Annotated in this window: 18 protein-coding genes; 12 read left to right on the forward strand and 6 right to left on the reverse strand. The window is 68.0% G+C overall.

Annotated features, from left to right (window positions below):
* Positions 1-55: 55 nt before the first annotated feature.
* Positions 56-694 (reverse strand): CNP1-like family protein, encoded by a 639-nt coding sequence (locus tag K7G19_RS09920; protein WP_223819432.1) that lies wholly within the window; start codon positions 692-694, stop codon positions 56-58.
* Complete coding sequence (locus K7G19_RS09925; protein WP_150082123.1) at positions 687-1,346, reverse strand: RNA pyrophosphohydrolase; 660 nt, start codon at positions 1,344-1,346, stop codon at positions 687-689. The genes K7G19_RS09920 and K7G19_RS09925 overlap by 8 nt, the downstream gene beginning before the upstream one ends.
* A 236-nt stretch (positions 1,347-1,582) precedes the next feature.
* On the opposite strand from K7G19_RS09925, the gene K7G19_RS09930 reads away from it, so the two are divergent.
* From K7G19_RS09930 to K7G19_RS09945, 4 genes are all read left to right on the forward strand, one after another.
* Positions 1,583-3,310 (forward strand): proline--tRNA ligase, encoded by a 1,728-nt coding sequence (locus tag K7G19_RS09930; RefSeq protein WP_226107097.1) that lies wholly within the window; start codon positions 1,583-1,585, stop codon positions 3,308-3,310.
* Between the two features lie 130 nt (positions 3,311-3,440).
* Positions 3,441-4,205, forward strand: coding sequence for a lytic transglycosylase domain-containing protein (locus K7G19_RS09935; protein WP_226107646.1), 765 nt, complete (start codon positions 3,441-3,443; stop codon positions 4,203-4,205).
* Positions 4,202-5,209, forward strand: a complete 1,008-nt coding sequence (locus K7G19_RS09940; protein WP_226107099.1) for a 2OG-Fe(II) oxygenase — start codon at positions 4,202-4,204, stop codon at positions 5,207-5,209. Before K7G19_RS09935 ends, K7G19_RS09940 begins: the two co-directional genes overlap by 4 nt.
* A 217-nt stretch (positions 5,210-5,426) precedes the next feature.
* Positions 5,427-6,047 (forward strand): LysE family translocator, encoded by a 621-nt coding sequence (locus K7G19_RS09945; RefSeq protein WP_226107101.1) that lies wholly within the window; start codon positions 5,427-5,429, stop codon positions 6,045-6,047.
* Between the two features lie 130 nt (positions 6,048-6,177).
* Here the strand turns inward: K7G19_RS09945 and K7G19_RS09950 are convergent, their stop codons facing one another.
* Together K7G19_RS09950 and ffh are read right to left on the reverse strand one after the other, a co-directional pair.
* Complete coding sequence (locus K7G19_RS09950; RefSeq protein WP_149316591.1) at positions 6,178-6,723, reverse strand: hypoxanthine-guanine phosphoribosyltransferase; 546 nt, start codon at positions 6,721-6,723, stop codon at positions 6,178-6,180.
* 147 nt (positions 6,724-6,870) lie between these two features.
* Positions 6,871-8,274, reverse strand: a complete 1,404-nt coding sequence (gene ffh, locus K7G19_RS09955) for a signal recognition particle protein (RefSeq protein WP_149316592.1) — start codon at positions 8,272-8,274, stop codon at positions 6,871-6,873.
* Between the two features lie 305 nt (positions 8,275-8,579).
* On the opposite strand from ffh, the gene K7G19_RS09960 reads away from it, so the two are divergent.
* The 7 genes from K7G19_RS09960 (at position 8,580) to K7G19_RS09990 (ending at position 18,005) form a co-directional block, all read left to right on the forward strand.
* Positions 8,580-9,551 carry an inner membrane protein YpjD gene (locus K7G19_RS09960; RefSeq protein ID WP_226107103.1) on the forward strand — a complete coding sequence of 324 codons (972 nt, stop codon included), beginning with the start codon at positions 8,580-8,582 and terminating at the stop codon, positions 9,549-9,551.
* 15 nt (positions 9,552-9,566) lie between these two features.
* Positions 9,567-9,914 (forward strand): PP0621 family protein, encoded by a 348-nt coding sequence (locus K7G19_RS09965; RefSeq protein WP_370639525.1) that lies wholly within the window; start codon positions 9,567-9,569, stop codon positions 9,912-9,914.
* Positions 9,911-10,516 carry a 1,6-anhydro-N-acetylmuramyl-L-alanine amidase AmpD gene (gene ampD / locus K7G19_RS09970; protein WP_226107106.1) on the forward strand — a complete coding sequence of 202 codons (606 nt, stop codon included), beginning with the start codon at positions 9,911-9,913 and terminating at the stop codon, positions 10,514-10,516. Before K7G19_RS09965 ends, ampD begins: the two co-directional genes overlap by 4 nt.
* A gap of 540 nt (positions 10,517-11,056) precedes the next feature.
* Entirely contained in the window at positions 11,057-13,993 is a 2,937-nt protein-coding gene (locus tag K7G19_RS09975; RefSeq protein ID WP_226107108.1) for a ribonucleoside-diphosphate reductase subunit alpha, read from the forward strand.
* Positions 13,994-14,128: 135 nt separating this feature from the next.
* Positions 14,129-15,331: a ribonucleotide-diphosphate reductase subunit beta gene (locus K7G19_RS09980; RefSeq protein ID WP_149316597.1), complete on the forward strand. Its 1,203-nt coding sequence runs from the start codon at positions 14,129-14,131 to the stop codon at positions 15,329-15,331.
* A 129-nt stretch (positions 15,332-15,460) separates the two neighbouring features.
* Positions 15,461-16,741 carry a DUF445 domain-containing protein gene (locus K7G19_RS09985; protein ID WP_226107111.1) on the forward strand — a complete coding sequence of 427 codons (1,281 nt, stop codon included), beginning with the start codon at positions 15,461-15,463 and terminating at the stop codon, positions 16,739-16,741.
* Between the two features lie 487 nt (positions 16,742-17,228).
* Entirely contained in the window at positions 17,229-18,005 is a 777-nt protein-coding gene (locus K7G19_RS09990; RefSeq protein WP_226107112.1) for a pentapeptide repeat-containing protein, read from the forward strand.
* A gap of 117 nt (positions 18,006-18,122) precedes the next feature.
* Here the strand turns inward: K7G19_RS09990 and K7G19_RS09995 are convergent, their stop codons facing one another.
* Together K7G19_RS09995 and K7G19_RS10000 are read right to left on the reverse strand one after the other, a co-directional pair.
* Positions 18,123-19,022 carry a recombination-associated protein RdgC gene (locus tag K7G19_RS09995; protein ID WP_149316600.1) on the reverse strand — a complete coding sequence of 300 codons (900 nt, stop codon included), beginning with the start codon at positions 19,020-19,022 and terminating at the stop codon, positions 18,123-18,125.
* A gap of 234 nt (positions 19,023-19,256) precedes the next feature.
* A complete protein-coding gene (locus tag K7G19_RS10000) occupies positions 19,257-19,853 on the reverse strand; it encodes a YSC84-related protein (RefSeq protein WP_150082133.1) in 597 nt (198 codons plus the stop codon).
* A 262-nt stretch (positions 19,854-20,115) separates the two neighbouring features.
* Here K7G19_RS10000 and K7G19_RS10005 point away from each other — a divergent pair, with 262 nt between their 5' ends.
* On the forward strand, positions 20,116-20,553 hold the full coding sequence (locus K7G19_RS10005) for a hypothetical protein (protein ID WP_226107114.1): 438 nt from the start codon (positions 20,116-20,118) through the stop codon (positions 20,551-20,553).
* The last annotated feature ends 58 nt before the right edge of the window (positions 20,554-20,611 follow it).

The raw sequence follows: 20,611 nt of genomic DNA on the forward strand, positions 1-20,611 counted from the left end.
CTGGACGGACGGCGAATCGCGCCCTCCGGTCTTCATTCCTGCCGACCGATACGCCTTACCGGTACGCGCCCTGCCGCGCGACGCCGTCGCGGATCGCCCGCACGATATCCTCGGTCTTGCCCGCCACCGCGCGTCCGTCGCACAGGTATTCGGACGCCAGCGTCGCCGCATAGCTGTTGCGCACGCTGGTGCTCATCGTGCGCCATTGTTCGGCGCCCGCGCTCTGGTTCGGCACCCAGGTCTTGCTGCCGGGCGGCATGGTGGCGAACAGCTTGCGCTGGAACACGTCGCAGCGCACCCCTTCGTAGCTGATGTTGCGCACGCCGGTCGGGCTGGTGATCACCGCGGTGTAGCGCACCGCGCCGTCCTCGCCGACCATGATGGACTTGGCGTCCACGGCGAACGACAGGCGCCCGGTGGTGCTGACGTCGAAGGGCAGCAGGTCGGCGTCCGCGGGCGGCGGCGGCAGCTTGGTCGCGGCCTCCTGGAAGCCCTTGGAGGCGAGCCGGTCGAGCAGGAAGACCGGTTCCTCGGCCTCCTCCGCTTCCAGCTGGGCGGCGCGCTTGGGCGTTTCTGTGCTGGTGGAACAGGCGCTCACCAGGGCGAGCGCGAACAGCGTGGCAAGCCCGGCAGCCAGACCCGAAGGGGTCGCGCTGCCGGCGCGGCGTCGGCCGAAGCCGGCGGGTTTATTCATCAGTGCTCCGCGTTTGCGCGCAGACCGGCGGTTCCGGCTGCGTCAGGGTAGGGGACGGCTGGCTGGCGGCCGGCGCATTGCCCGGACCTTGCCGGCCTGCGCGTGGGCCGCCGGCGCGGCCGGGGTTGCCATGGGTCCCGGCATGGTGGTTGCCGTAGGGACTGAGCGGCGCCCGCGGGCCGCGATGCAGAAAGCGCGACAATTCCGTCAGCGCCATCTGGTAGACCTCGCGCTTGAATTCGATCACCGCGTCGAGCGGCACCCAGTACTGGCTCCAGCGCCAGGCATCGAATTCCGGGTGGTCGGTGGCGCGCAGGCAGATATCGCAATCGCGCGCCGCCATGCGCAGCAGGAACCAGATCTGTTTCTGCCCCTTGTAATGCCCGCGAATCTCGCGGCGTATGAACTTGTCCGGCACCTCGTAACGCAGCCAGTCGCGCGTGCGACCGACGATCCTGACGTGCTCGGGCAGCAGTCCGACCTCTTCATGCAGTTCGCGGTACATCGCCTGTTCCGGCGTCTCGCCGTATTTGATGCCGCCTTGCGGAAACTGCCAAGAATGTTCGCCGATTCGCTTGCCCCAGAACACCTCGTTCCGTGCGTTGATGAGGATGATGCCGACGTTCGGGCGAAAGCCTTCACGATCGAGCATGACTGCACCTCGAATCCTTTAGAATTACGTCGATTATAAAGGAAGCGCGGGGTCCGTCCGGGCCGCTCCGGGGTGGTGGTTTTCCCCGACGAAATGCGCCGTTTCAGGCGCCTTTCGCCGGTCCGCAAACCGTCTCACCACCCGGGTCCTTGCCCGCCTTTCCTTGACCTGTTTTACCCCTTACGCCTTTTCCCATCGATCCGCGCCGCGCGCGCTGTCCCAACCGAAAGCCACGGATGAAAGCTTCGCAATTCTTCATTTCCACTCTCAAGGAAGCCCCCGCCGACGCGGAGATCGTCTCGCACAAGCTAATGATGCGCGCCGGCATGATCAAGAAGCTGGGTGCCGGCATCTATAGCTATATGCCAACCGGCCTGCGCGTGATCCGCAAGATCGAGCGGATCGTCCGTGAGGAGATGAACCGCGCCGGCGCCGTCGAACTGCTGATGCCGTTCGTGCAGCCGGCCGAGCTGTGGCAGGAGACCGGCCGCTGGGACAAGATGGGCCCGGAGCTGCTGCGCCTGAAGGACCGCCATGAGCGCGACTTCGTGCTGCAGCCGACCTCGGAGGAGGTCGTCACCGACATCGTCCGCACCGAGCTCCGCAGCTACAAGCAGCTGCCGCTGAACCTGTACCAGATCCAGACCAAGTTCCGCGACGAGCGCCGGCCGCGCTTCGGCATCATGCGCGGGCGCGAATTCACGATGAAGGACGCCTATTCCTTCGATCGCGACGAGGAAGGGATGAAGGTCTCGTACCGCCAGATGTACGACGCCTATATCCGTATCTTCCAGCGCTTTGGCCTCGAATTCCGCGCGGTGGCGGCCGACAACGGCGCGATCGGCGGCTCGGGCTCGCACGAGTTCCACGTGATCGCCGACACCGGCGAGGACGCCATCGTCTACTGCCCCGAGTCGGACTACGCGGCCAACATGGAGGCTGCCGAGGCGCTGCCGTTGGTCGCCGAACGCGCGCCCGCGCGCGAGGCGCTGACGCGCACGCCCACGCCGGGCAAGGCCAAGTGCGAGGACGTCGCCGAGCTGCTGGGCATTCCGCTCGAGCGCACCGTCAAGTCGATCGTGCTGGCGACCGAGGGCGCCGAGGGCGAGCCCGCGCAGATCTGGCTGCTGCTGCTGCGCGGCGATCACGACCTGAACGAGATCAAGGCGTCCAAGGTGCCGGGCCTGGCCGAGTTCCGCTTCGCCACCGAGGCGGAGATCGTCGCCACCTTCGGCACGCCGCCGGGCTATCTGGGCCCGATCGGTGCCAAGGCGCCGATCCGCGTGGTGGCCGACCGCACCGTCGCCAACATGAGCGACTTCGTCTGCGGCGCCAACGAGCGCGACTATCACCTGACCGGCGTCAACTGGGGCCGCGACCTGCCCGAGCCGCTCGTCGCGGACCTGCGCAACGTGGTCGAGGGCGACGCCTCGCCCGACGGCAAGGGCCGCCTGGCGATCTGCCGCGGCATCGAGGTCGGCCACGTGTTCATGCTGGGCACGCGCTATTCGGCGGCGATGAACGCGACCTTCCTCGACGAGAACGGCAAGACCCAGCCGATGCAGATGGGCTGCTACGGCATCGGCGTGACCCGTATCGTCGGCGCGGCGATCGAACAGAACTACGACGAGCGCGGCATCATCTGGCCCGCCGCGATCGCGCCGTTCGAAGTGGTGGTGTGCCCGGTCGGCTACGACCGTTCGGAAGCGGTCAAGGCCGAGGCCGACCGCATCCATGCCGAGCTGCTGGCGGCCGGCGTCGACGCAATCCTGGACGACCGCGGCGAGCGCCCCGGCGTGATGTTCGCCGACTGGGAGCTGATCGGCGTGCCGCACCGCGTGGTGGTGGGCGACCGCGGCCTGAAGGAAGGCCAGGTCGAGTACCAGGGCCGGCGCGACGCCGAGGCGAGCCGCGTGGCGGTGGCCGACATCGTCGGGCATGTGCGCAAGCTGCTGGCCGACTGAGGCCATGCAACCGCCGCGATGCGCCGCCATCGCGGCGGCGCCGCTTCCCGGCAAGTCTCCGGGCATGCGTCCGGGCAAGTTTGCCGGCAGCGTCCGGGGCAGGTTTGCCGAACCCACGTCGGGGCTTGCGATGCTGGCGGCTGCGCTGCTGTCCGCGCTGGCGCTGCTGCTGGCTTCGCCCCCGGCGCACGCCGGTGCCCAGCGGGAAGAGCAGCTGGCCGACGCCGTGCGCGGCGCGCTGGCCGCGGCGATCGCGGATGCGCGTCCGGCCCGTCCGGTATTTGTCTCCGCCGGCGAGCGCGACGCCTATCTGCGCTGGGTGGCCGAGATGTCGCGCCGCCTCGAGCCGCGCATCCCCGAGCCGTTGATCCGCACCGAGCTGGTCGAGACCGTCTATTACGAGGCCAAGCGCGCCGGGCTGGAGCCGGCACTGGTACTGGGGCTCATTCAAGTCGAGAGCAATTTCCGCAAGTACGCGATCAGCACGGCGGGCGCGCGCGGGCTGATGCAGGTGATGCCGTTCTGGGCGCGCACCATCGGCGATGGCGACGCGCGCAAGCTGTTCCATCTGCAGAGCAATCTGCGCTACGGTTGCACCATCCTGCGCCACTACCTGGACCGCGAGTCCGGCGACCTGTTCCTGGCGCTGGGCCGTTACAACGGCAGCCGCGGCCGCGCGGAATACCCGAACGCGGTGCTGGCCGCGTGGAAGCGCTGGCAGCAGGCCGAGGTCGCGGTCACGGTGGCGAGCGCCGCCGAGTCCAATGGCGCGCTGGCGGCCGCAGCCCGCCCCGGCCGTGCGGGCGATGCCGCCGCGCGCCTGCTGCCGGCGCCGTCCCGACCCCTCGGCGGCCCCGCCGCGTTCCCGCCCACCCGCCTGTCCGATCCGTCATGACCTCCCGCTCGCATCCGGCGGCCGGCAAGACCGGCTACGCCACCTCGTCGCCCGAACTCGAACGCTGGCTGGCCCGGCATATCGCGCAGGGCTTCGGCGCCGACGCGCTGGTGCGGTCGATGTGCCAGTCCGGCTACGATGCGGGCTTCGCGCGGACCACCGTGCAGGCCGCGCTCGCCGGAGCCGGGGCGCGCGGCGCGCGGTCGGGTCCATCGCCGGCGGCATCCGCATCGTCACTGTCATCGTCATCGTCATCGTCGTCGTCGTCGTCGTCATCGCGGTCCGCGAAGGCCAGGACCGCTGCGGAAGTCACGACGCACACTGCGCAGGCCGCCGCCGACGCGACCTCCGCCCTCAACGCTCCCAATGCGCTGCCCGCCGGCGACGGCCGCGACGTGCCGGTACTGTTCGCGATGGAATCGCCCCGCATCGCGCTGTTCCAGCGGCTGCTGATGCCGGACGAATGCGAGGCGCTGATCGCGCTGTCCCGCGGCCGGCTGGCGCGTTCGCCGGTGGTCAATCCCGATACCGGCGACGGGAACCTGATCGACGCGCGCACCAGCATGGGCGCGATGTTCCAGGTCGGCGAGCATCCGCTGATCGAAACGCTCGAGGCGCGCATCGCGGCGGTCACCGGCGTCCCGGTGGAACAGGGCGAAGGGCTGCAGATCCTGAACTACAAGCCCGGCGCCGAATACCAGCCGCACTACGACTTCTTCAATCCGCAGCGCCCGGGCGAGGCGCGCCAGCTGCGCGTCGGCGGACAGCGCATGGCGACTCTGGTGATCTACCTGAACGACGTTCCCGCCGGCGGGGCGACCGCCTTCCCGAAGCTGGGTTTGCGCGTCAATCCGGTCCAGGGCAATGCGGTGTTCTTCGCCTATCTCGGCGAGGACGGCGCCCTCGACGAGCGCACGTTGCACGCGGGGCTGCCGGTGGAGCAGGGCGAGAAGTGGATCGCCACCAAGTGGCTGCGGGAAGCGCCGTATCGGGCGGACGGCTGAACGCACGCCGGCCCGGGCCGCCCGGCGCTCGATCGCGATCCGCGCCCGGGAATCCGCCCCCGGGAATCCGCCCCCGGGAATCCGCCCCCGGAATTCGCCCCCCAGCTGTGCCGAACCGCAAGCAGCACTGTGCCGGTAATTGGCCGGCAATCTGTACCGGTACTGTATAGGGCCGCCACGCTAGACTGCCGCTTCCCCTGCATTCCAAGGAGTTGCCATGGCACTGTCGGAACTGGCGGCAGGCTCTGCCGTGTTTGCCGCCTTCGGCGGCTTCGTGCTGGTGTCGTCGATCACCCCGGGACCGAACAACACGATGGTGCTGGCGTCCGGCGTCAATTTCGGTTTCGTCCGCACCATTCCGCATCTGCTCGGCATTAGCAGCGGCTTCGCGCTGATGATCGCGCTGATCGGCCTCGGGCTGGGCTCGCTGTTTACCGCACTGCCGTGGACCTGGCCGCTGCTGCGCGTGGCGGCCACCGTGTACCTGGTCTATCTGGCGTACAGGCTGGCCACCGCCGGCGGCGTGCAGGACCGCCAGGTGGCCAGGCCGATGAGCTTCCTGCAGGCGGCCGCGTTCCAGTGGGTCAATCCGAAGGCTTGGGTGATGGCGGTGGGGGCGTGCAGCGCCTATGTGCTGCACCCCAATCTGTGGCTCAACGTGCTGCTGCTGGCCGGCCTGTCGGCGATCATCAATCTGCCGAGCGTGGCGGTGTGGGCGGTGTTCGGCGCCTCGCTGCGCCGCTGGCTGGCACGGCCGCGCGTGCTGCGCGTGTTCAACGTGACGATGGCGGTCCTGTTGCTCGGCTCGCTGTGGCCGATCCTGGCGGCCGGACACTGAGGGGCGTCCGGCGGGTTTGGGCTGCGGCTCTGGCCGTGGGTGCGGTGGAGGTGCCGGAGTCCGAGCCGGAGCCGGAACCGCGGCTGGAGTCGCCTCCCGCGCCGGGACCGCCTCCGGAGCCGGTGCAGGCTCAGCCCTTCAGCGCCCGGATCGTGCCGAGGTTGCGCCAGTAGCCCTTGGCGTCCATGCCGCAGCCGAACACATAGCGGTCCGGCACCGTGAAGCCGCAGAAGTCCGGATGCATCGGCTTTGCCTTGGCCAGCGTCTTCTCGCACAGCACCGCGGCGTAGAACTCGCGCGCGCCCATGTCCATGATGCGCTGGCGGATGGCCGCCATGGTCTCGCCCTCGTCGAGGATGTCGTCGAGCACCAGCACGGTCCGGTCCTTGACCGACTCGCGCGGCGCCACGCGCCACTGCATCTCGCCGCCGACCGTCTTGTTGTTGTAGCGGGACAGGTGGATGTAGTCGAACTCTAGCGGGAATTCGAGCTTGGGCAGCAGCATGCCGGTGAAGACCACGGCGCCGCCCATCACCGACAGCACCAGCGGGAAGCGGTCTCCCATCTTGTCGGTGATCTCGCGCGCCATGCGGTCCAGCGATTGCTGCACGGCCTGGGCGCTGACGATTTCCTCGGAGTTGGCCCACAGTTCGCGGGCCTGTTCGGCAGTCATCATGATGTTCGGTCCTGGTCTGGCGGTGTTCTTTGCGGCGGCAGCCGGCCAGGGAGCCAGCGTGCCGCGGTCGGTATTGCGATTGGTGCGTCCGATTGCTGGTGCGATCGATGGCGCGGTCGGTGGCGCCATCGGGCTTCGCTCGGCGGATCAGCGATTGAACAGGCCCTTCATGCCGCCCTTCATCGCGCCCATCGAGCGCATCATCTTGGCCATGCCGCCGCCCTTGAGCTTCTTCATCATGCTCTGCATCTGGTCGAACTGGTTCAGCAGCCGGTTCACTTCCTGCACCGGCACGCCGGCGCCCGCGGCGATGCGGCGCTTGCGGCTGGCCTTGATCAGCTCGGGCTTGGCGCGCTCGGCCGGTGTCATGCTGTTGATGATGCCTTCCATGCGGCGCACCTGCTTCTCGGCCTGATCCATATTGGCGCCCTGGGCCTGCTGGGCGAACTGCGCCGGCAGCTTGTCGACGAGGCTGCCCAGTCCGCCCATCTTCTTCATCTGGCCGATCTGCGCCTTGAAGTCCTCGAGGTCGAAGCCGCCGGTCTTCTTGATCTTCTTGGCCAGCTTCTCGGCCGCTTCCATGTCGACGCCGCGCTGCGCCTCCTCGACCAGCGCGAGGATGTCGCCCATGCCCAGAATGCGCTGGGCCATGCGGTCGGGGTAGAAGGGTTCGAGGCCGTCAAGCTTCTCGCCGACGCCGACGAACTTGATCGGGCGGCCGGTCACGTGCCGCACCGACAGGGCCGCGCCGCCGCGCGCATCGCCGTCGAGCTTGGTCAGCACCACGCCGGTCAGCGGCAACGTGTCGTTGAAGGCCTTGGCGGTGTTGACCGCGTCCTGGCCGAGCATCGCGTCGACCACGAACAGCGTTTCGGCCGGCTTGAGCGCGGCGTGCAGCGCGGCGATCTCCTGCATCATCGCCTCGTCGATGCCGAGCCGGCCGGCCGTGTCGACGATCAGCACGTCGTGATAGTGCTTGCGGGCCCAGTCGACCGCGGCGCGGGCGATGTCGACCGGCTTCTGGTCCGGCTGCGAGGGGAAGAAGTCGGCGCCGACCTGTTCGGACACGGTCTTGAGCTGGGCGATCGCGGCGGGCCGGTAGACGTCGCACGAGACCGTCAGCACTTTCTTCTTCTTGTTTTCCTTGAGCCATTTGGCCAGCTTGCCGACCGTGGTGGTCTTGCCCGCGCCCTGCAGGCCGGCCATCAGGATGATCGCCGGCGGCTGCACCGCCAGGTTCAGCTCGGCCGCCTTGCCGGGCGCGCCGTCGGCCGAGACGGCTTCCTCGCCGCCGATCACCGCGGTCAGTTCACGCTGCACCACGCCGACCAGGGCCTGGCCCGGCGTGAGGCTGCCGACCACTTCCTCGCCCAGCGCCTTTTCCTTGACGCGGGCAACGAACTCGCGGACCACCGGCAGCGCGACGTCGGCCTCGAGCATGGCCAGGCGAACCTCCCGCAACATCTCGGCGGTATTGGCTTCGGTCAGGCGTGCCTCGCCGCGCATGGTCTTGACGACCCGCGCCAGGCGTTGAGTGAGATTGTCCAGCATGGCAGAAATCCGGAGAGGGGCTTTGTAGGGTTGCGGCGCGCCGCCGCGCTTATCGGCCAGTCATCGATCGGTTGTTGGCCGACCATCGGCCGGCTGTCGACCGACTGGTAACCGAGCGTCGACCGGCCATCGACCGACCGGTGACCGGGCTTCGACTGCATCGTCGACCGCGCGGGTCCGGACCGTGGCGTGGCACCGGCGGCGGGCGATGGCACCGGGCGTCCATCGCGGCGTCGCCCGTCCGGCCTTGCCGCCGCGGCCACTGCCGTCGGTCACCACGGCAGGCGCTAGGGTAAACTGCGCGAATGGCGATTGTACTGTATGCCCTGACGGCACTCCTCTATTGCGCGCTGGCCTATCACGGCTGGGCGACGCGCCACGCCGGGCTGGCCGCCAGCACGGCGGGCGGTCCGGCGGGCGGACCCGGTATCGGAGGCCAGCCGGGCTCGATGGTGCTGGTGCCGGGCCCGACGCCGGGCGGCAGCGCCGAGGGGCAGCCCGCCTGGTGGCATGTGCTGATGGTGGCGGTGCTCGCCAGCCACGGCATGCTGCTCCATGAAACCATCTTTCCGGCCGACCGCATGGTGTTCGGCTTCGCCTTCGCGCTGTCGGCGATGCTGTGGCTCGGCGTCGGCATCTACTGGATCGAGAGCTTCTTCTTCTCGCTGGCGGGCCTGGGGCTGGTCGTGATCCCGGTGGCAATGCTGGCCAGCCTGATGCCGCTCGCCTTCCCCGGCGCGCAGATCCTTGGCTACGCCGCGCGGCCGCTGTTCAAGCTGCATTTCATCATCGCCAACGTCGCCTACGGGCTGTTCACGCTGGCGGCCTTCCATGCCTTCCTGATGCTGCTGGTCGAGCGCCGGCTGCATGGCTTCAACCGCGGCCTCGGCGTGCACGTGCCGGGCGGCGCGATGGCCGCCGGCTCGCCGCAGCAGGTCGGCTGGCTCGGCCGCTGGCTCGATCTGCTGCCGCCGCTGCTGACGCTGGAGAAGCTGCTGTTCCGCCTGATCGCGGCCGGCTTCGTGCTGCTGACGCTGACCATCGCGTCCGGGCTGCTGTTTTCCGAGGAGCTGTTCGGCCGGGTCTTCCGCTTCGACCACAAGACCGTGTTCGCGGTGGTCTCGTGGGTGATGTTCGCCGGCATCCTGGCAGGCCGGCGGTTCTACGGCTGGCGCGGCCGCGTGGCGCTGCGCTGGGTCATCGCCTCGTTCTGCATCCTGCTGCTGGCCTATGTCGGCAGCCGCTTCGTGATCGAAGTGATTCTGCATCGCCTCTGAAGCAAGGCATCGTCGATGGCACGTCTGTTCCTGTTGCTGGCGATCCTGCTGGCCATTTTCTGGTGGCTGGGCAGCCGCGTGCGCGCGCGCCGGGCCGAACCCCCTCCGGCCGATGCCGGCGTGCCGCGGCAGGGCACCGACGGCCGCGCGCAGGAGCCGATGGTGCCGTGCGCCCATTGCGGCGTGCATCTGCCGCGCAGCGAGGCGATCGCCTACCAGGGCCTGCACTACTGCCGTGCCGCGCATCTGCCCGAATCCCGGGACCGTTTTGGCGACGAGGGCGGCGATAACGGTGACAACCGCGGTGACAACCGCGGTGGCAACCCCGGTGGCAACCGCGGCGACCGCGGCGGTCCCGTATGACGGCGCCGCTTCCGTCCCGGCTGCGGCTCGACGGCGCGGGCTGGGTCGAGGGCGCGCGCCGGGTGCCGTCGCCCAACTTCGATCCGCGTCCGCCCGGCATGCCGGTCGACCTGCTGGTGGTGCACAACATCAGCCTGCCGCCCGGCGAGTTCGGCAGCGACGATATCGAGGCGCTGTTCCTGAACCGGCTCGACCCGGCTCGCCATCCTTTCTTCGCCACCATCCACGCGGTCCGCGTGTCGGCGCATTTCCTGGTGCGGCGCAGCGGCGAGCTGGTGCAGTTCGTCTCGTGCCAGGACCGCGCCTGGCATGCCGGCCAATCGGCCTTCTTCGGCCGCGAGCGCTGCAACGACTTCTCGATCGGTATCGAACTGGAAGGCTGCGACACGCTGCCCTTCGAACCGGCCCAGTACGACACCGCCGCGGCGCTGACCCGGCTGCTGCTGCGCGCCTATCCGATCGGGGCTGTCGCCGGCCACAGCGATATCGCCCCCGGCCGCAAGACCGACCCCGGCCCCTGCTTTGACTGGCCGCGCTTTGCGCGAGGCGCCGGACTGGCGCCGGCGATGATGCCGTACCGCCGCGGCGGGGCGGCGGCCTAGCCGAAAACCCCTGCCGGTGCGGGGCTATCGGGGGCTATCGGTCGGGATATTGGCGGGGCTATCGAAAGCGCGGCGCTCATCGAAAAAAATTCTTTCGTCGGTGCGGCAACCGACAAAACGGCCCCAAGCCTTGAGCCGCTTGGTCTGGCGGGGAGGTGGGGGTCCGGCGTGGCGCCGGAGCGGCCTGCCGAAGCGCTTGTCAAGACTGGTCAACGCGATTCATTTCACTATACTTAGTCCAGCTTTTCGTTATGACCACTATATCTAGTGGTGCTTTCGGGGAGCCGACCTAGGCGTGCAGCGTTCGCCACGGGCTCGGCAGGTTGCCTTCGCGCCACGCGCGTCAAGCGTTTCCAGCCGGCCGCCAGCGCATGCACCGGCGCGCCACCACAGGGTCGGCACGTCACAAGAGCCCTCCACGGGAATGCAGCAAGGCAGTAATCCGGCACGGCATCGCCGCGCACGGGATGTCTCTTTTTGCGCATTTTCCAGGGGCTCTTTGTCGTTGATAACACTGGTCAAAAAAAACAGGAGTGCTTCATGCAGACGGCCCAACAAGAATTCGCCGGCAAGGCTGGTTCCGCCGCCGTGGCGCAGCCGAGCCCCGCCGCTGACAACGCCGCTGGCAACTACCAGGATTACAAGATCATCCGCCGCAACGGCGCGGTGGTCGCTTTCGAGCCGAGCAAGATCTCGGTGGCGATGACCAAGGCCTTCCTCGCCGTCAATGGCGGGCAGGGCGCCGCCTCGGCGCGCGTGCGCGAGCTGGTCGAGCAGCTGACCCAGAACGTGGTGCGCGCGCTGCTGCGCAGCCGTCCGAACGGCGGCACCTTCCACATCGAGGACGTGCAGGACCATGTCGAGCTGGCGCTGATGCGCTCGGGCGAGCATGAGGTCGCGCGCGCCTACGTGCTCTACCGCGAGAAGCGCAACCAGGAGCGCAGCCACGCCAACGCGCAGGCCGTCGCCCGCGTGCAGGGCGGCGTCAGCTTCAACGTGACCGATGGCGGCGTCACCCGGCCGCTGGACCTGGTCGCGCTGCACGCGCTGATCGACACCGCCTGCGCCGGCCTGGGCGGCGGCGTCGAGGCCGAGCCGATCCTGAAGGAAACGGTCAAGAACCTGTACGACGGCGTGCCGATGAGCCAGGTCTACGACTCGGCCATCCTCGCCGCCCGCACGCTGATCGAGAAGGACCCGGCCTACAGCCAGGTCACGGCCCGCATCCTGCTGCACACGATCCGCAAGGAAATCCTCGGCGAGGAAGTGACCCAGGCCGAGATGGGCAGCCGCTACGCCGAGTACTTCCCGAAGTTCATCGCCCGCGGCATCGAGGCCGAGCTGCTCGACGAGAAGCTGGCGACCTTCGACCTGGCGCGCCTGGGCGCGGCGCTGGACGCCTCGCGCGACTTCCAGTTCAACTACCTGGGCCTGCAGACGCTGTACGACCGCTACTTCCTGCACATCGACGAGACCCGCATCGAGATGCCGCAGGCCTTCTTCATGCGCGTCGCGATGGGCCTGGCGCTGAACGAGAGCGACCGTGAAGGCCGCGCCATCGAGTTCTACAACCTGCTGTCGTCGTTCGACTTCATGTCGTCGACGCCGACGCTGTTCAACTCGGGCACGCGCCGCTCGCAGCTGTCCTCGTGCTACCTGACCACGATCTCCGACGATCTGGAAGGCATCTACGAGGGCCTGAAGGAGAACGCGCTGCTGTCGAAGTTCGCCGGCGGTCTGGGCAACGACTGGACCAATGTGCGCGCGCTGGGCTCGCACATCAAGGGCACCAACGGCAAGTCGCAGGGCGTCGTGCCGTTCCTGAAGGTGGTCAACGACACCGCCGTGGCGGTCAACCAGGGCGGCAAGCGCAAGGGCGCGGTCTGCGCCTACCTGGAGACCTGGCACCTGGACATCGAGGAATTCCTCGAGCTGCGCAAGAACACCGGCGACGACCGCCGCCGCACGCACGACATGAACACCGCGAACTGGATTCCGGACCTGTTCATGAAGCGCGTGATGGAGAACGGCGAATGGACGCTGTTCTCGCCGTCGACCTGCCCGGACCTGCACGACAAGGTCGGCAAGGAATTCGAGAAGGCCTACCTCGGCTACGAAGAGAAGGTCGCGCGCGGCGAGCTCAAGCTGTTCAAGAAGATCCCGGCGATGCAGCTGTGGCGCAAGATGCTGGGCATGCTGTTCGAGACCGGCCATCCGTGGATCACCTTCAAGGATCCGTGCAACATCCGCAGCCCGCAGCAGCACGTCGGCGTCGTGCACAGCTCGAACCTGTGCACCGAGATCACGCTGAACACCAACGACAGCGAAATCGCGGTCTGCAACCTGGGTTCGGTGAACCTGGTCGCCCACCTGAAGCAGCAGGCCGACGGCAGCCACGTGCTCGACCACGCCAAGCTCGAGAAGACCATCCGCACCGCGATGCGCATGCTCGACAACGTGATCGACATCAACTACTACGCGGTCGACAAGGCGCGCAATTCGAACCTGCGCCACCGCCCGGTCGGCATGGGCATCATGGGCTTCCAGGATTGCCTGCACGTGCTGCGCGTGCCGTACGCCAGCGACGCCGCCGTGCAGTTCGCCGACACCTCGATGGAAGCGGTCTGCTACTACGCCTACCAGGCCTCGACCGAGCTGGCCGAGGAGCGCGGCCGCTACAGCACCTACGAGGGCTCGCTGTGGGATCGCGGCATCCTGCCGCAGGACTCGCTGAAGCTGCTTGCCGAGGAACGCGGCGGCTACCTCGAGGTCGACCAGTCGTCGACGATGGATTGGGACAAGCTGCGCGCCCGCATCAAGCAGCACGGCATGCGCAACTCGAACTGCATCGCGATCGCGCCGACCGCGACGATCTCGAACATCATCGGCGTGTCGGCCTGCATCGAGCCGACCTTCCAGAACCTGTACGTCAAGTCGAACCTGTCGGGCGAGTTCACGGTGGTCAACGACTACCTGGTGCGCGACCTGAAGGCACGCGGCCTGTGGGACGAGGTGATGGTCGCCGACCTGAAGTACTTCGACGGTTCGCTGGCCCGCATCGACCGCATTCCGCAGGACCTGCGCGACCTGTACGCGACCGCGTTCGAGGTCGAGCCGACCTGGCTGGTGGAGGCCGCCAGCCGCCGCCAGAAGTGGATCGACCAGGCCCAGTCGCTGAACATCTACATGGCCGGCGCCTCGGGCAAGAAGCTGGACGACACCTACAAGCTGGCGTGGATCCGCGGCCTGAAGACGACCTACTACCTGCGCACCATCGCCGCCACGCACGTCGAGAAGTCGACCGTGTCGCGCGGTTCGCTGAACGCGGTGTCGTCGGGCGCCGCCGCCGGCGGTGCCTCGGCCTCGGCGCTGGACCAGGCCGCCGCCTCGGCGCCGGCGATGCCCGAAGCCGAAGGCGCGGTCTGCACGATGCGCCCGGGCGATCCGGGGTTCGACGAGTGCGAGGCCTGCCAATAACGGCAATGCCGGCACGCGGCGCCACGCGGCGCGCGTGCTGGTCCTGATACTGGTACCCGATCCGGACTCGATGGCCCGCGCCGCGCGCGGCCCCGGGGGCCGGCTCACCAGAGCGTTACACGGAGAACCAACACCATGCTGAGCTGGGACGACGACGTTCAAGCCAATCCGCAGGCTGCCCCGCAGCCCGCGCCTCAACCTGCCCTGCAACCTGCCGTCGCCGCCACCGCCGACCAGCAGGGCGTGCTGCCGCCCGCTGCGACGCAGCCGGGCGCCGGCATCCTCGGCAACAACCCGAACGCCGCGGCCGCGCAGAGCACGCGCCGCGTCAACGCCGCCGACAAGCGCGTGATCAACGGCGCCACCGACGTCAACCAGCTGGTGCCGTTCAAGTACAAGTGGGCCTGGGAAAAGTACCTGGCCGGCTGCGCCAACCACTGGATGCCGCAGGAAATCAACATGTCGCGCGACATCGCGCTGTGGAAGGACCCGAACGGCCTGACCGAAGACGAGCGCCGCATCATCAAGCGCAACCTGGGCTTCTTCGTCACCGCCGATTCGCTGGCCGCCAACAACATCGTGCTGGGCACCTACCGGCAGATCACCGCGCCCGAGTGCCGCCAGTACCTGCTGCGCCAGGCCTTCGAGGAGGCCATCCACACGCACGCCTACCAGTACATCGTCGAGTCGCTGGGGCTGAACGAGGCCGAGATTTTCAACGCCTATCACGAGGTGCCGTCGATCCGCGACAAGGACGAGTTTCTGATCCCGTTCATCGACACGCTGACCGATCCGTCGTTCAAGACCGGCACGCCGGAGAACGACCAGAAGCTGCTGAAGTCGCTGATCGTGTTCGCCTGCATCATGGAAGGCCTGTTCTTCTATGTCGGCTTCACGCAGATCCTGGCGATGGGCCGGCAGAACAAGATGACCGGCGCCGCCGAGCAGTACCAGTACATCCTGCGCGACGAGTCGCTGCACTGCAATTTCGGCATCGACCTGATCAACCAGATCAAGCTCGAGAACCCGCATCTGTGGACGGCGGAGTTCAAGGAAGAGATCGTCGGCCTGTTCAGGAAGGCGGTCGACCTCGAATACCGCTACGCCGAGGACACCATGCCGCGCGGCGTGCTGGGCCTGAACGCGCCGATGTTCAAGAGCTATCTGCGCTTCATCTGCAACCGCCGCTGCCAGCAGATCGGCCTCGATCCGCTGTTCCCGAACGAGGAAAACCCGTTCCCGTGGATGAGCGAGATGATCGACCTGAAGAAGGAGCGCAACTTCTTCGAGACGCGCGTGATCGAGTACCAGACGGGCGGTGCGCTGTCCTGGGATTGAGATTGCCAGCGTCGCGCCGGGCTGTCGGACGGTAGCGAAATCAGCGGTAAGGAAGGGGACGTTTCGGTCGAAACGTCCCTTTTTTCATCAAGGAGGATGCGGGTGCGAGCGGAGTGGGGTGGGAACGCCATGCAGCAAGAGCGGATCGCGGGCAAGGAAGCCGAACTCCGGCGCATGCAACGGGTGGCGCTGGCATGCGTCGGCGCGGCGGCGGCGGTGTTCGTGGCGACGCTGTTCCTGCCGCCCACGTTCTGGGTCCGGCTGGTCCGGGCCGGTGCCGAGGCCGCGATGGTCGGCGGCCTGGCGGACTGGTTCGCGGTCGTCGCGCTGTTCCGGCGCCCGCTTGGCCTGCCGATCCCGCATACGGCGATCATCCCGAAGAACAAGAACCGCATCGCCGACAATCTTGCGGTGTTCGTTCGCGACAAGTTCCTGAACCCCGAGGTGCTGACGGACCTGATCCGGCGCAGCGATCCCGCCCAGCGGCTGGCGGTCTGGTTCAGCGAGCCCCCCAATGCGCGCCGCATCGGTCAGCACGCGGCCAATCTGATGAGCGTGCTGCTCGATCTGGTCGACGACCGGCGCATCCAGGCGTTCCTCAACGATGCCGCGCGTACGGTCATCGGCCGCATCGATTTCTCGCCGGCGCTCGCTTCCGTGCTGGAGATGCTGACAAAGGGAGGCAGCCATCAGCAACTGCTCGACGCCGTGCTCAGGCATGCGATCGCGCTGCTGAAAAGGCCGGAAACCCAGCAGCTGATCGCCCAGCGCGTGGTCAACTGGCTCAGGAGCGAACACAAGTGGAAGCAGATCGTGCTGCCGACCGAGTGGCTGGGCGACAAGGCCGCGGAGGCGGCGCGCACCAACGTGATCGACTTTCTCGACGAGGTCGCCCGGATGCCGGCGCACGAGCTGCGGGCGGCCTTCGACAAGGCGCTCGAAGCGCTGATCGCGAGGCTCAAGACCGACGAAGCGTTCCTGCGCAGGGGGGAGGAGCTGAAGGACTTCGTGCTGCGCAATCCCGAGCTTGCCGACTATGCCGCCAGCGTGTGGGCCTCGCTCCGCGAATGGCTGTCCAACGACCTCCAGGCGAGCTCGCCACAGCTGCAGCAACAGGTCGAGCGCGTGGGCCTGTGGTTCGGCCGGAAGCTGTCCGGCGACGAGGAATTGCGCCGCTCCATCAATGACCACGCCGAGTCGTTCGCCGCGACGGCCGCACCGCGGTTCGCCGACTTCCTGACGTCGCATATCAGCGACACGGTGCGCAACTGGGACGCGACGGACATGTCCCGGCAGATCGAACTGAGCATCGGCCCCGACCTGCAGTACATCCGGATCAGCGGCACGGCGGTGGGTTGCTGCATCGGCATCCTGCTCTTCCTGGTATCGCACCTGGGCGAGATCTTCTGAGCGGCTGTCGGGCTTCCGGGTGCGTTTTTCCGGGTCTCACCCCCCAGGGGCGTGTTTACCCTGAAGTCCGCGCCGAACTGCAAGGGGTTTTTGCCGCGGCGGGCCCTCGTCGTGAGGCCTGGGTCACCAACCCCGCAAGGAGCGGACCAAAATCGATAGTCCGCTGCCCTAACGGCATGGTCGGACGTCTCCGCCGCGGGAACAATGGCTGCCATTCGATTCGACGACTCGACTCGATCCTTCGACTCGATCCTTCGATGCGACCCGTCGATTCGATCCTTCGATGCGACCCGTCGATTCGATCCTTCGACTCGATCCTTCGATGCGACCCGTCGATTCGATCCTTCGATGCGACCCGTCGATTCGATCCTTCGATGCGACCCGTCGATTCGATTCTTCGATTCAACGCCCGGGTTCGACCCTTCCAGTCGAACGATCGAATCGAACCTTCCACCCAGCAGCCTGATTCCACAGCGGGAGAGCCGACATGACCATTCCCAGTATCCACCGCGGCATTGCCGCGCCTTCCGCGTCGGAGCAGGCCGGCGCGATCCCTACCGCGTCCACCAGGCCGGTGAATGCCGGTATCCAGCTCGCGGTGCATGACGCCAGCCACGCCAAGTCACCGGGCCACGATGCCGCGCCCCGGCAGCGCGGCTGGCAGGGTTTTCTGGACCTGGCCCGGCGGTTGGTCGGGCGCCGCGCGGACGACGCCTCCCGCGCCCCGTCGACGACCGCCGCGCAGCGCAGCGCGCTGCTGCGCCGCGTCAGCCTGGACCCGCGCGACGAGGCGCCGCTGACGGCGCTGGCCTTCGATTTCAGCAATGCGGACCTGGCGGGTGCCGACCCGCCGGTTGCCGGCGTATCGCATCTGCGTTTCAACGGCGCCAATCTGAAGCAGGCGACGCTGCGCGATATCAGCCTGGCGTGGACCGATTTCAGCGGCGCCGAGCTCGACGGGGCGCGCATCACGATCGCCGCGGAGACGCTGGCGCGGGTCGCGCGGCCCAGCGTGCTGGCGCTGGCATTGCAATCGATTGCAACCATCGACCCGCGCCATGCCGGGCTGCGGCGCGCGCTGATGGAGCAGGTGCTGGGCGCCCTGCAGCAGGCGGCGGCGCTGGCCCGCAGGGACCGCGTCATGCTGCCCGCCGAGTTGCGGGCGCTGGTCTCGGTGCATCCGCTGTTTGCCGGCCTGCCGGGCCGGGAGACGGTGCTGGAGCGATGCGCACCGGCTGGTGCCGAGCGGCATCCGGCCCGCTGAGGCGCCGAGCCGCCGAGCCACTGAATCGGCGAATCGGTGTCGGTGAGCCAGGGCCGGTATCGACGCCGGCCCCGTATCGAAAACCGCCGACGCTGGCGACTACCGCCGAAACCGGCCTCAGCCCTTCCGTTCGCCGCCCAGCGCCTCGGTCAGATCGCCCAGCATGGCCGACAGCTCGCCGGCCATCAGCGCGAAGTCCGCGTCGAAGCGCTCGTCCTCGTCGCTCATGGTGCCGTCGATCTGCTCCTTGACCACATCGAGCGGCGCCACGCGCTTGATCGCCAGCGCGTCGGTCAGCACGAAGGAGACGCGGTCGTTCCAGGTCATCGCCAGGCGCGTGCAGCGCTTGCCGGCGGCAATATGTCGGCGCAGCTCTTCGGCGTCGAGCGGATGGCGGACATAGCGGACGGTCGCCTTGCTCTCGGCGCTGGCCTGCAGCTCGATCTCCTGATCGACGGTAAAGCCGGCCGGCGCCGCATCGTCGGCCAGCCAGCCGGTCATCGCCGCCACCGGCGACTGGTTGACCTGCAGCGAGGTCAGCGGCAGCGGGTCCAGCGCCTTGAACAGCAGCGTGCGGACCTCGTCGGCCTTGATCGCCGAGGCCGCGTCGATTGCCAGCCAGCCGCGCTCCGGGTCGATCCAGACGCGGGTATCGCGGCGGATGCTGAAGGCGCGCGGCAGCAACTCCTCGGTGATCTGTTCCTTCAGTTCGCGCAACTGCTTGCGGCCCGGCTTGTAGCCCTGCTGCTCCTCGAGCTCGGCGGCGCGCGCCTTGGTCACCTGATTGACCACGGTGGCCGGCAGCAGCTTCTTCTCGGCGCGCATGGTCAGCAGCATCTGCTTGCCCACGCGGTGCACCAGCGCGCCGTTATCGCGCGGCGAGGCCCATCCCTGGGTCTGCATTTCGAGGCTGGTACCCGGATAGAAGGCGTGCGAGGCGAGGCAGGCCTCGACCTCGTCGGCGTCCTTGTTCCAGGGTGCGGAGAAGCGGTGTAGCTGAAGATTCTTGAACCACATGAGAATTCGGTACCTCGGCCGGTTGGCGAAAGGGACGAATTCTAGCGGCTTGGCGTTGCCGGTGTCGCGGACGTTGGCGTGGCGGAGGAAACAAAGGCGGCAAGGAGGCCGGCAAGGACGGCGGCAACACGGCTCGGCTTCCCAGCCACGGAATCGACAGGAAAAAGCGCCGCGGCCCCCTGCCAAGGGCCGCGGCGCGAGGTGCTGCAAGGCATCACCAGCAGATGGCGCGCCTTACAGGTCCAGCTTGGTGATCTTGGTGCCTTCGAGGCTCAGGCCAGCCATCAGGCCTGCGTTGGTCAGCGCGAAGCCCACCACCGGCTGCTGCACGGTATTGGTGTCGAGCGCGCCGTTGGCGCCGACCTTGGCGACCGCCACGGTGGCGTCGACACCCGCGGTCCAGCCTTCGCTGGCCAGGAATTTGTCGAGCGCCTGCTGGTTCATGAACATGAAGATCAGCGCCTTCGATTGCGCGCCGATCTGCCAGCCCAGCGAACCCGAGATGGTGCGGTAATAGCCGCGGGTGGTATTGCCCACGCGCAGCGCGCCATCGCCATATTCGCCGCCGACGAAGAAGCCGGCCGACAGCGTGCGCGGAAACACCAGGATGCCCCGGGCGCGCGAGGCGAGGTCGCGCGAGCCATTGACCGAGCTGTACAGCCGGTCCAGCGTGTTTTGAACGCCGGAATCGATCTCGCGGCGGCGCGTCGTTTTCTCGGCCGGGGAAGAAGCCGAATCGCGCGTGGTGGTGCACGCGCCCAACAGCAGGCCGCTGCCGGCCACCGCCAAACCGAGACCCGCACTGGCGTTCAGGAATGCCCTACGTTCCATGTTGTTCTCCTTTGTTCCTGTCAAACACTGCGATGCCAACCAGGATGGCGCCACGCCGACGGTCGCTGGATCGTTGGACCGGGCAAATGGCTTCCATCACGCTGCCCTCCGTTTGTGCAATATACAAAGCGAGGAACGCGACCGCTGTAGGACTTCCCGCCCAGCCGGGGTGGTGTCTGTCCTACACGGCACTTTTTGCGGCGCCAATGCAACGCGATGTAACGAGGTGTTGCGATGTCCGACGTCGGCGCTACCATGCGGCATGCCTAAAGTTCTTGCCCTGATCCCCGCCATCCTGCTGGTCGGCGCGTGCGCCTCGCATGCGCCCGCGGACCAGCAGGCCGCCGCTGCCGCCACCGCCGCCGCCGCCGAGAGCCAGGCCGCCTCCGGGCCGCCGCCCGAGTGGCAGAAGAAGCGGCAGCAATACACCGACTGCGCGCGCGACAAGGCCGAAGCGCGCTCGGCCAAGCCCGGCACGACCCAGGCCGTGGTCAACGATGCGCTGCGCGACTGCCGCGGCGAACTCGATGCCGTGCGCACGTCGTTCCGCGAGTATCTCGATGGCCAGATGGTGTCGGCCCACGGCAAGCGCTCCGCGCGCCAGGCCGCCGACCGGCTGGGCCGCGATACCGAGGACAAGGTGCGCGCCTACCTGCTGCGCCACGTCGAGTACCACCGCGCCGTCGCCGCGCGCCAGTAAGCCGGCGTTCGCACCTGCGCGGCGGCCCGCCGAGGGCCGCCCGCCGACGGGCACCGCC

Source organism: Cupriavidus sp. DB3, assembly GCF_020418465.1.
GTDB lineage: Bacteria > Pseudomonadota > Gammaproteobacteria > Burkholderiales > Burkholderiaceae > Cupriavidus > Cupriavidus cauae.

Coding starts and splice junctions, on each gene's coding strand:
- K7G19_RS09960 (WP_226107103.1), top strand. CDS start 8,580: ATGGCGATTGTACTGTATGCCCTGACGGCACTCCTCTATTGCGCGCTG.
- K7G19_RS09920 (WP_223819432.1), bottom strand. CDS start 694: ATGAATAAACCCGCCGGCTTCGGCCGACGCCGCGCCGGCAGCGCGACC.
- K7G19_RS09925 (WP_150082123.1), bottom strand. CDS start 1,346: ATGCTCGATCGTGAAGGCTTTCGCCCGAACGTCGGCATCATCCTCATC.
- K7G19_RS09965 (WP_370639525.1), top strand. CDS start 9,567: ATGGCACGTCTGTTCCTGTTGCTGGCGATCCTGCTGGCCATTTTCTGG.
- K7G19_RS09930 (WP_226107097.1), top strand. CDS start 1,583: ATGAAAGCTTCGCAATTCTTCATTTCCACTCTCAAGGAAGCCCCCGCC.
- K7G19_RS09980 (WP_149316597.1), top strand. CDS start 14,129: ATGCTGAGCTGGGACGACGACGTTCAAGCCAATCCGCAGGCTGCCCCG.
- ampD (WP_226107106.1), top strand. CDS start 9,911: ATGACGGCGCCGCTTCCGTCCCGGCTGCGGCTCGACGGCGCGGGCTGG.
- K7G19_RS09995 (WP_149316600.1), bottom strand. CDS start 19,022: ATGTGGTTCAAGAATCTTCAGCTACACCGCTTCTCCGCACCCTGGAAC.
- K7G19_RS09935 (WP_226107646.1), top strand. CDS start 3,441: ATGCTGGCGGCTGCGCTGCTGTCCGCGCTGGCGCTGCTGCTGGCTTCG.
- K7G19_RS10000 (WP_150082133.1), bottom strand. CDS start 19,853: ATGGAACGTAGGGCATTCCTGAACGCCAGTGCGGGTCTCGGTTTGGCG.
- K7G19_RS09975 (WP_226107108.1), top strand. CDS start 11,057: ATGCAGACGGCCCAACAAGAATTCGCCGGCAAGGCTGGTTCCGCCGCC.
- K7G19_RS10005 (WP_226107114.1), top strand. CDS start 20,116: ATGCCTAAAGTTCTTGCCCTGATCCCCGCCATCCTGCTGGTCGGCGCG.
- K7G19_RS09985 (WP_226107111.1), top strand. CDS start 15,461: ATGCAGCAAGAGCGGATCGCGGGCAAGGAAGCCGAACTCCGGCGCATG.
- K7G19_RS09990 (WP_226107112.1), top strand. CDS start 17,229: ATGACCATTCCCAGTATCCACCGCGGCATTGCCGCGCCTTCCGCGTCG.
- K7G19_RS09945 (WP_226107101.1), top strand. CDS start 5,427: ATGGCACTGTCGGAACTGGCGGCAGGCTCTGCCGTGTTTGCCGCCTTC.
- K7G19_RS09950 (WP_149316591.1), bottom strand. CDS start 6,723: ATGATGACTGCCGAACAGGCCCGCGAACTGTGGGCCAACTCCGAGGAA.
- K7G19_RS09940 (WP_226107099.1), top strand. CDS start 4,202: ATGACCTCCCGCTCGCATCCGGCGGCCGGCAAGACCGGCTACGCCACC.
- ffh (WP_149316592.1), bottom strand. CDS start 8,274: ATGCTGGACAATCTCACTCAACGCCTGGCGCGGGTCGTCAAGACCATG.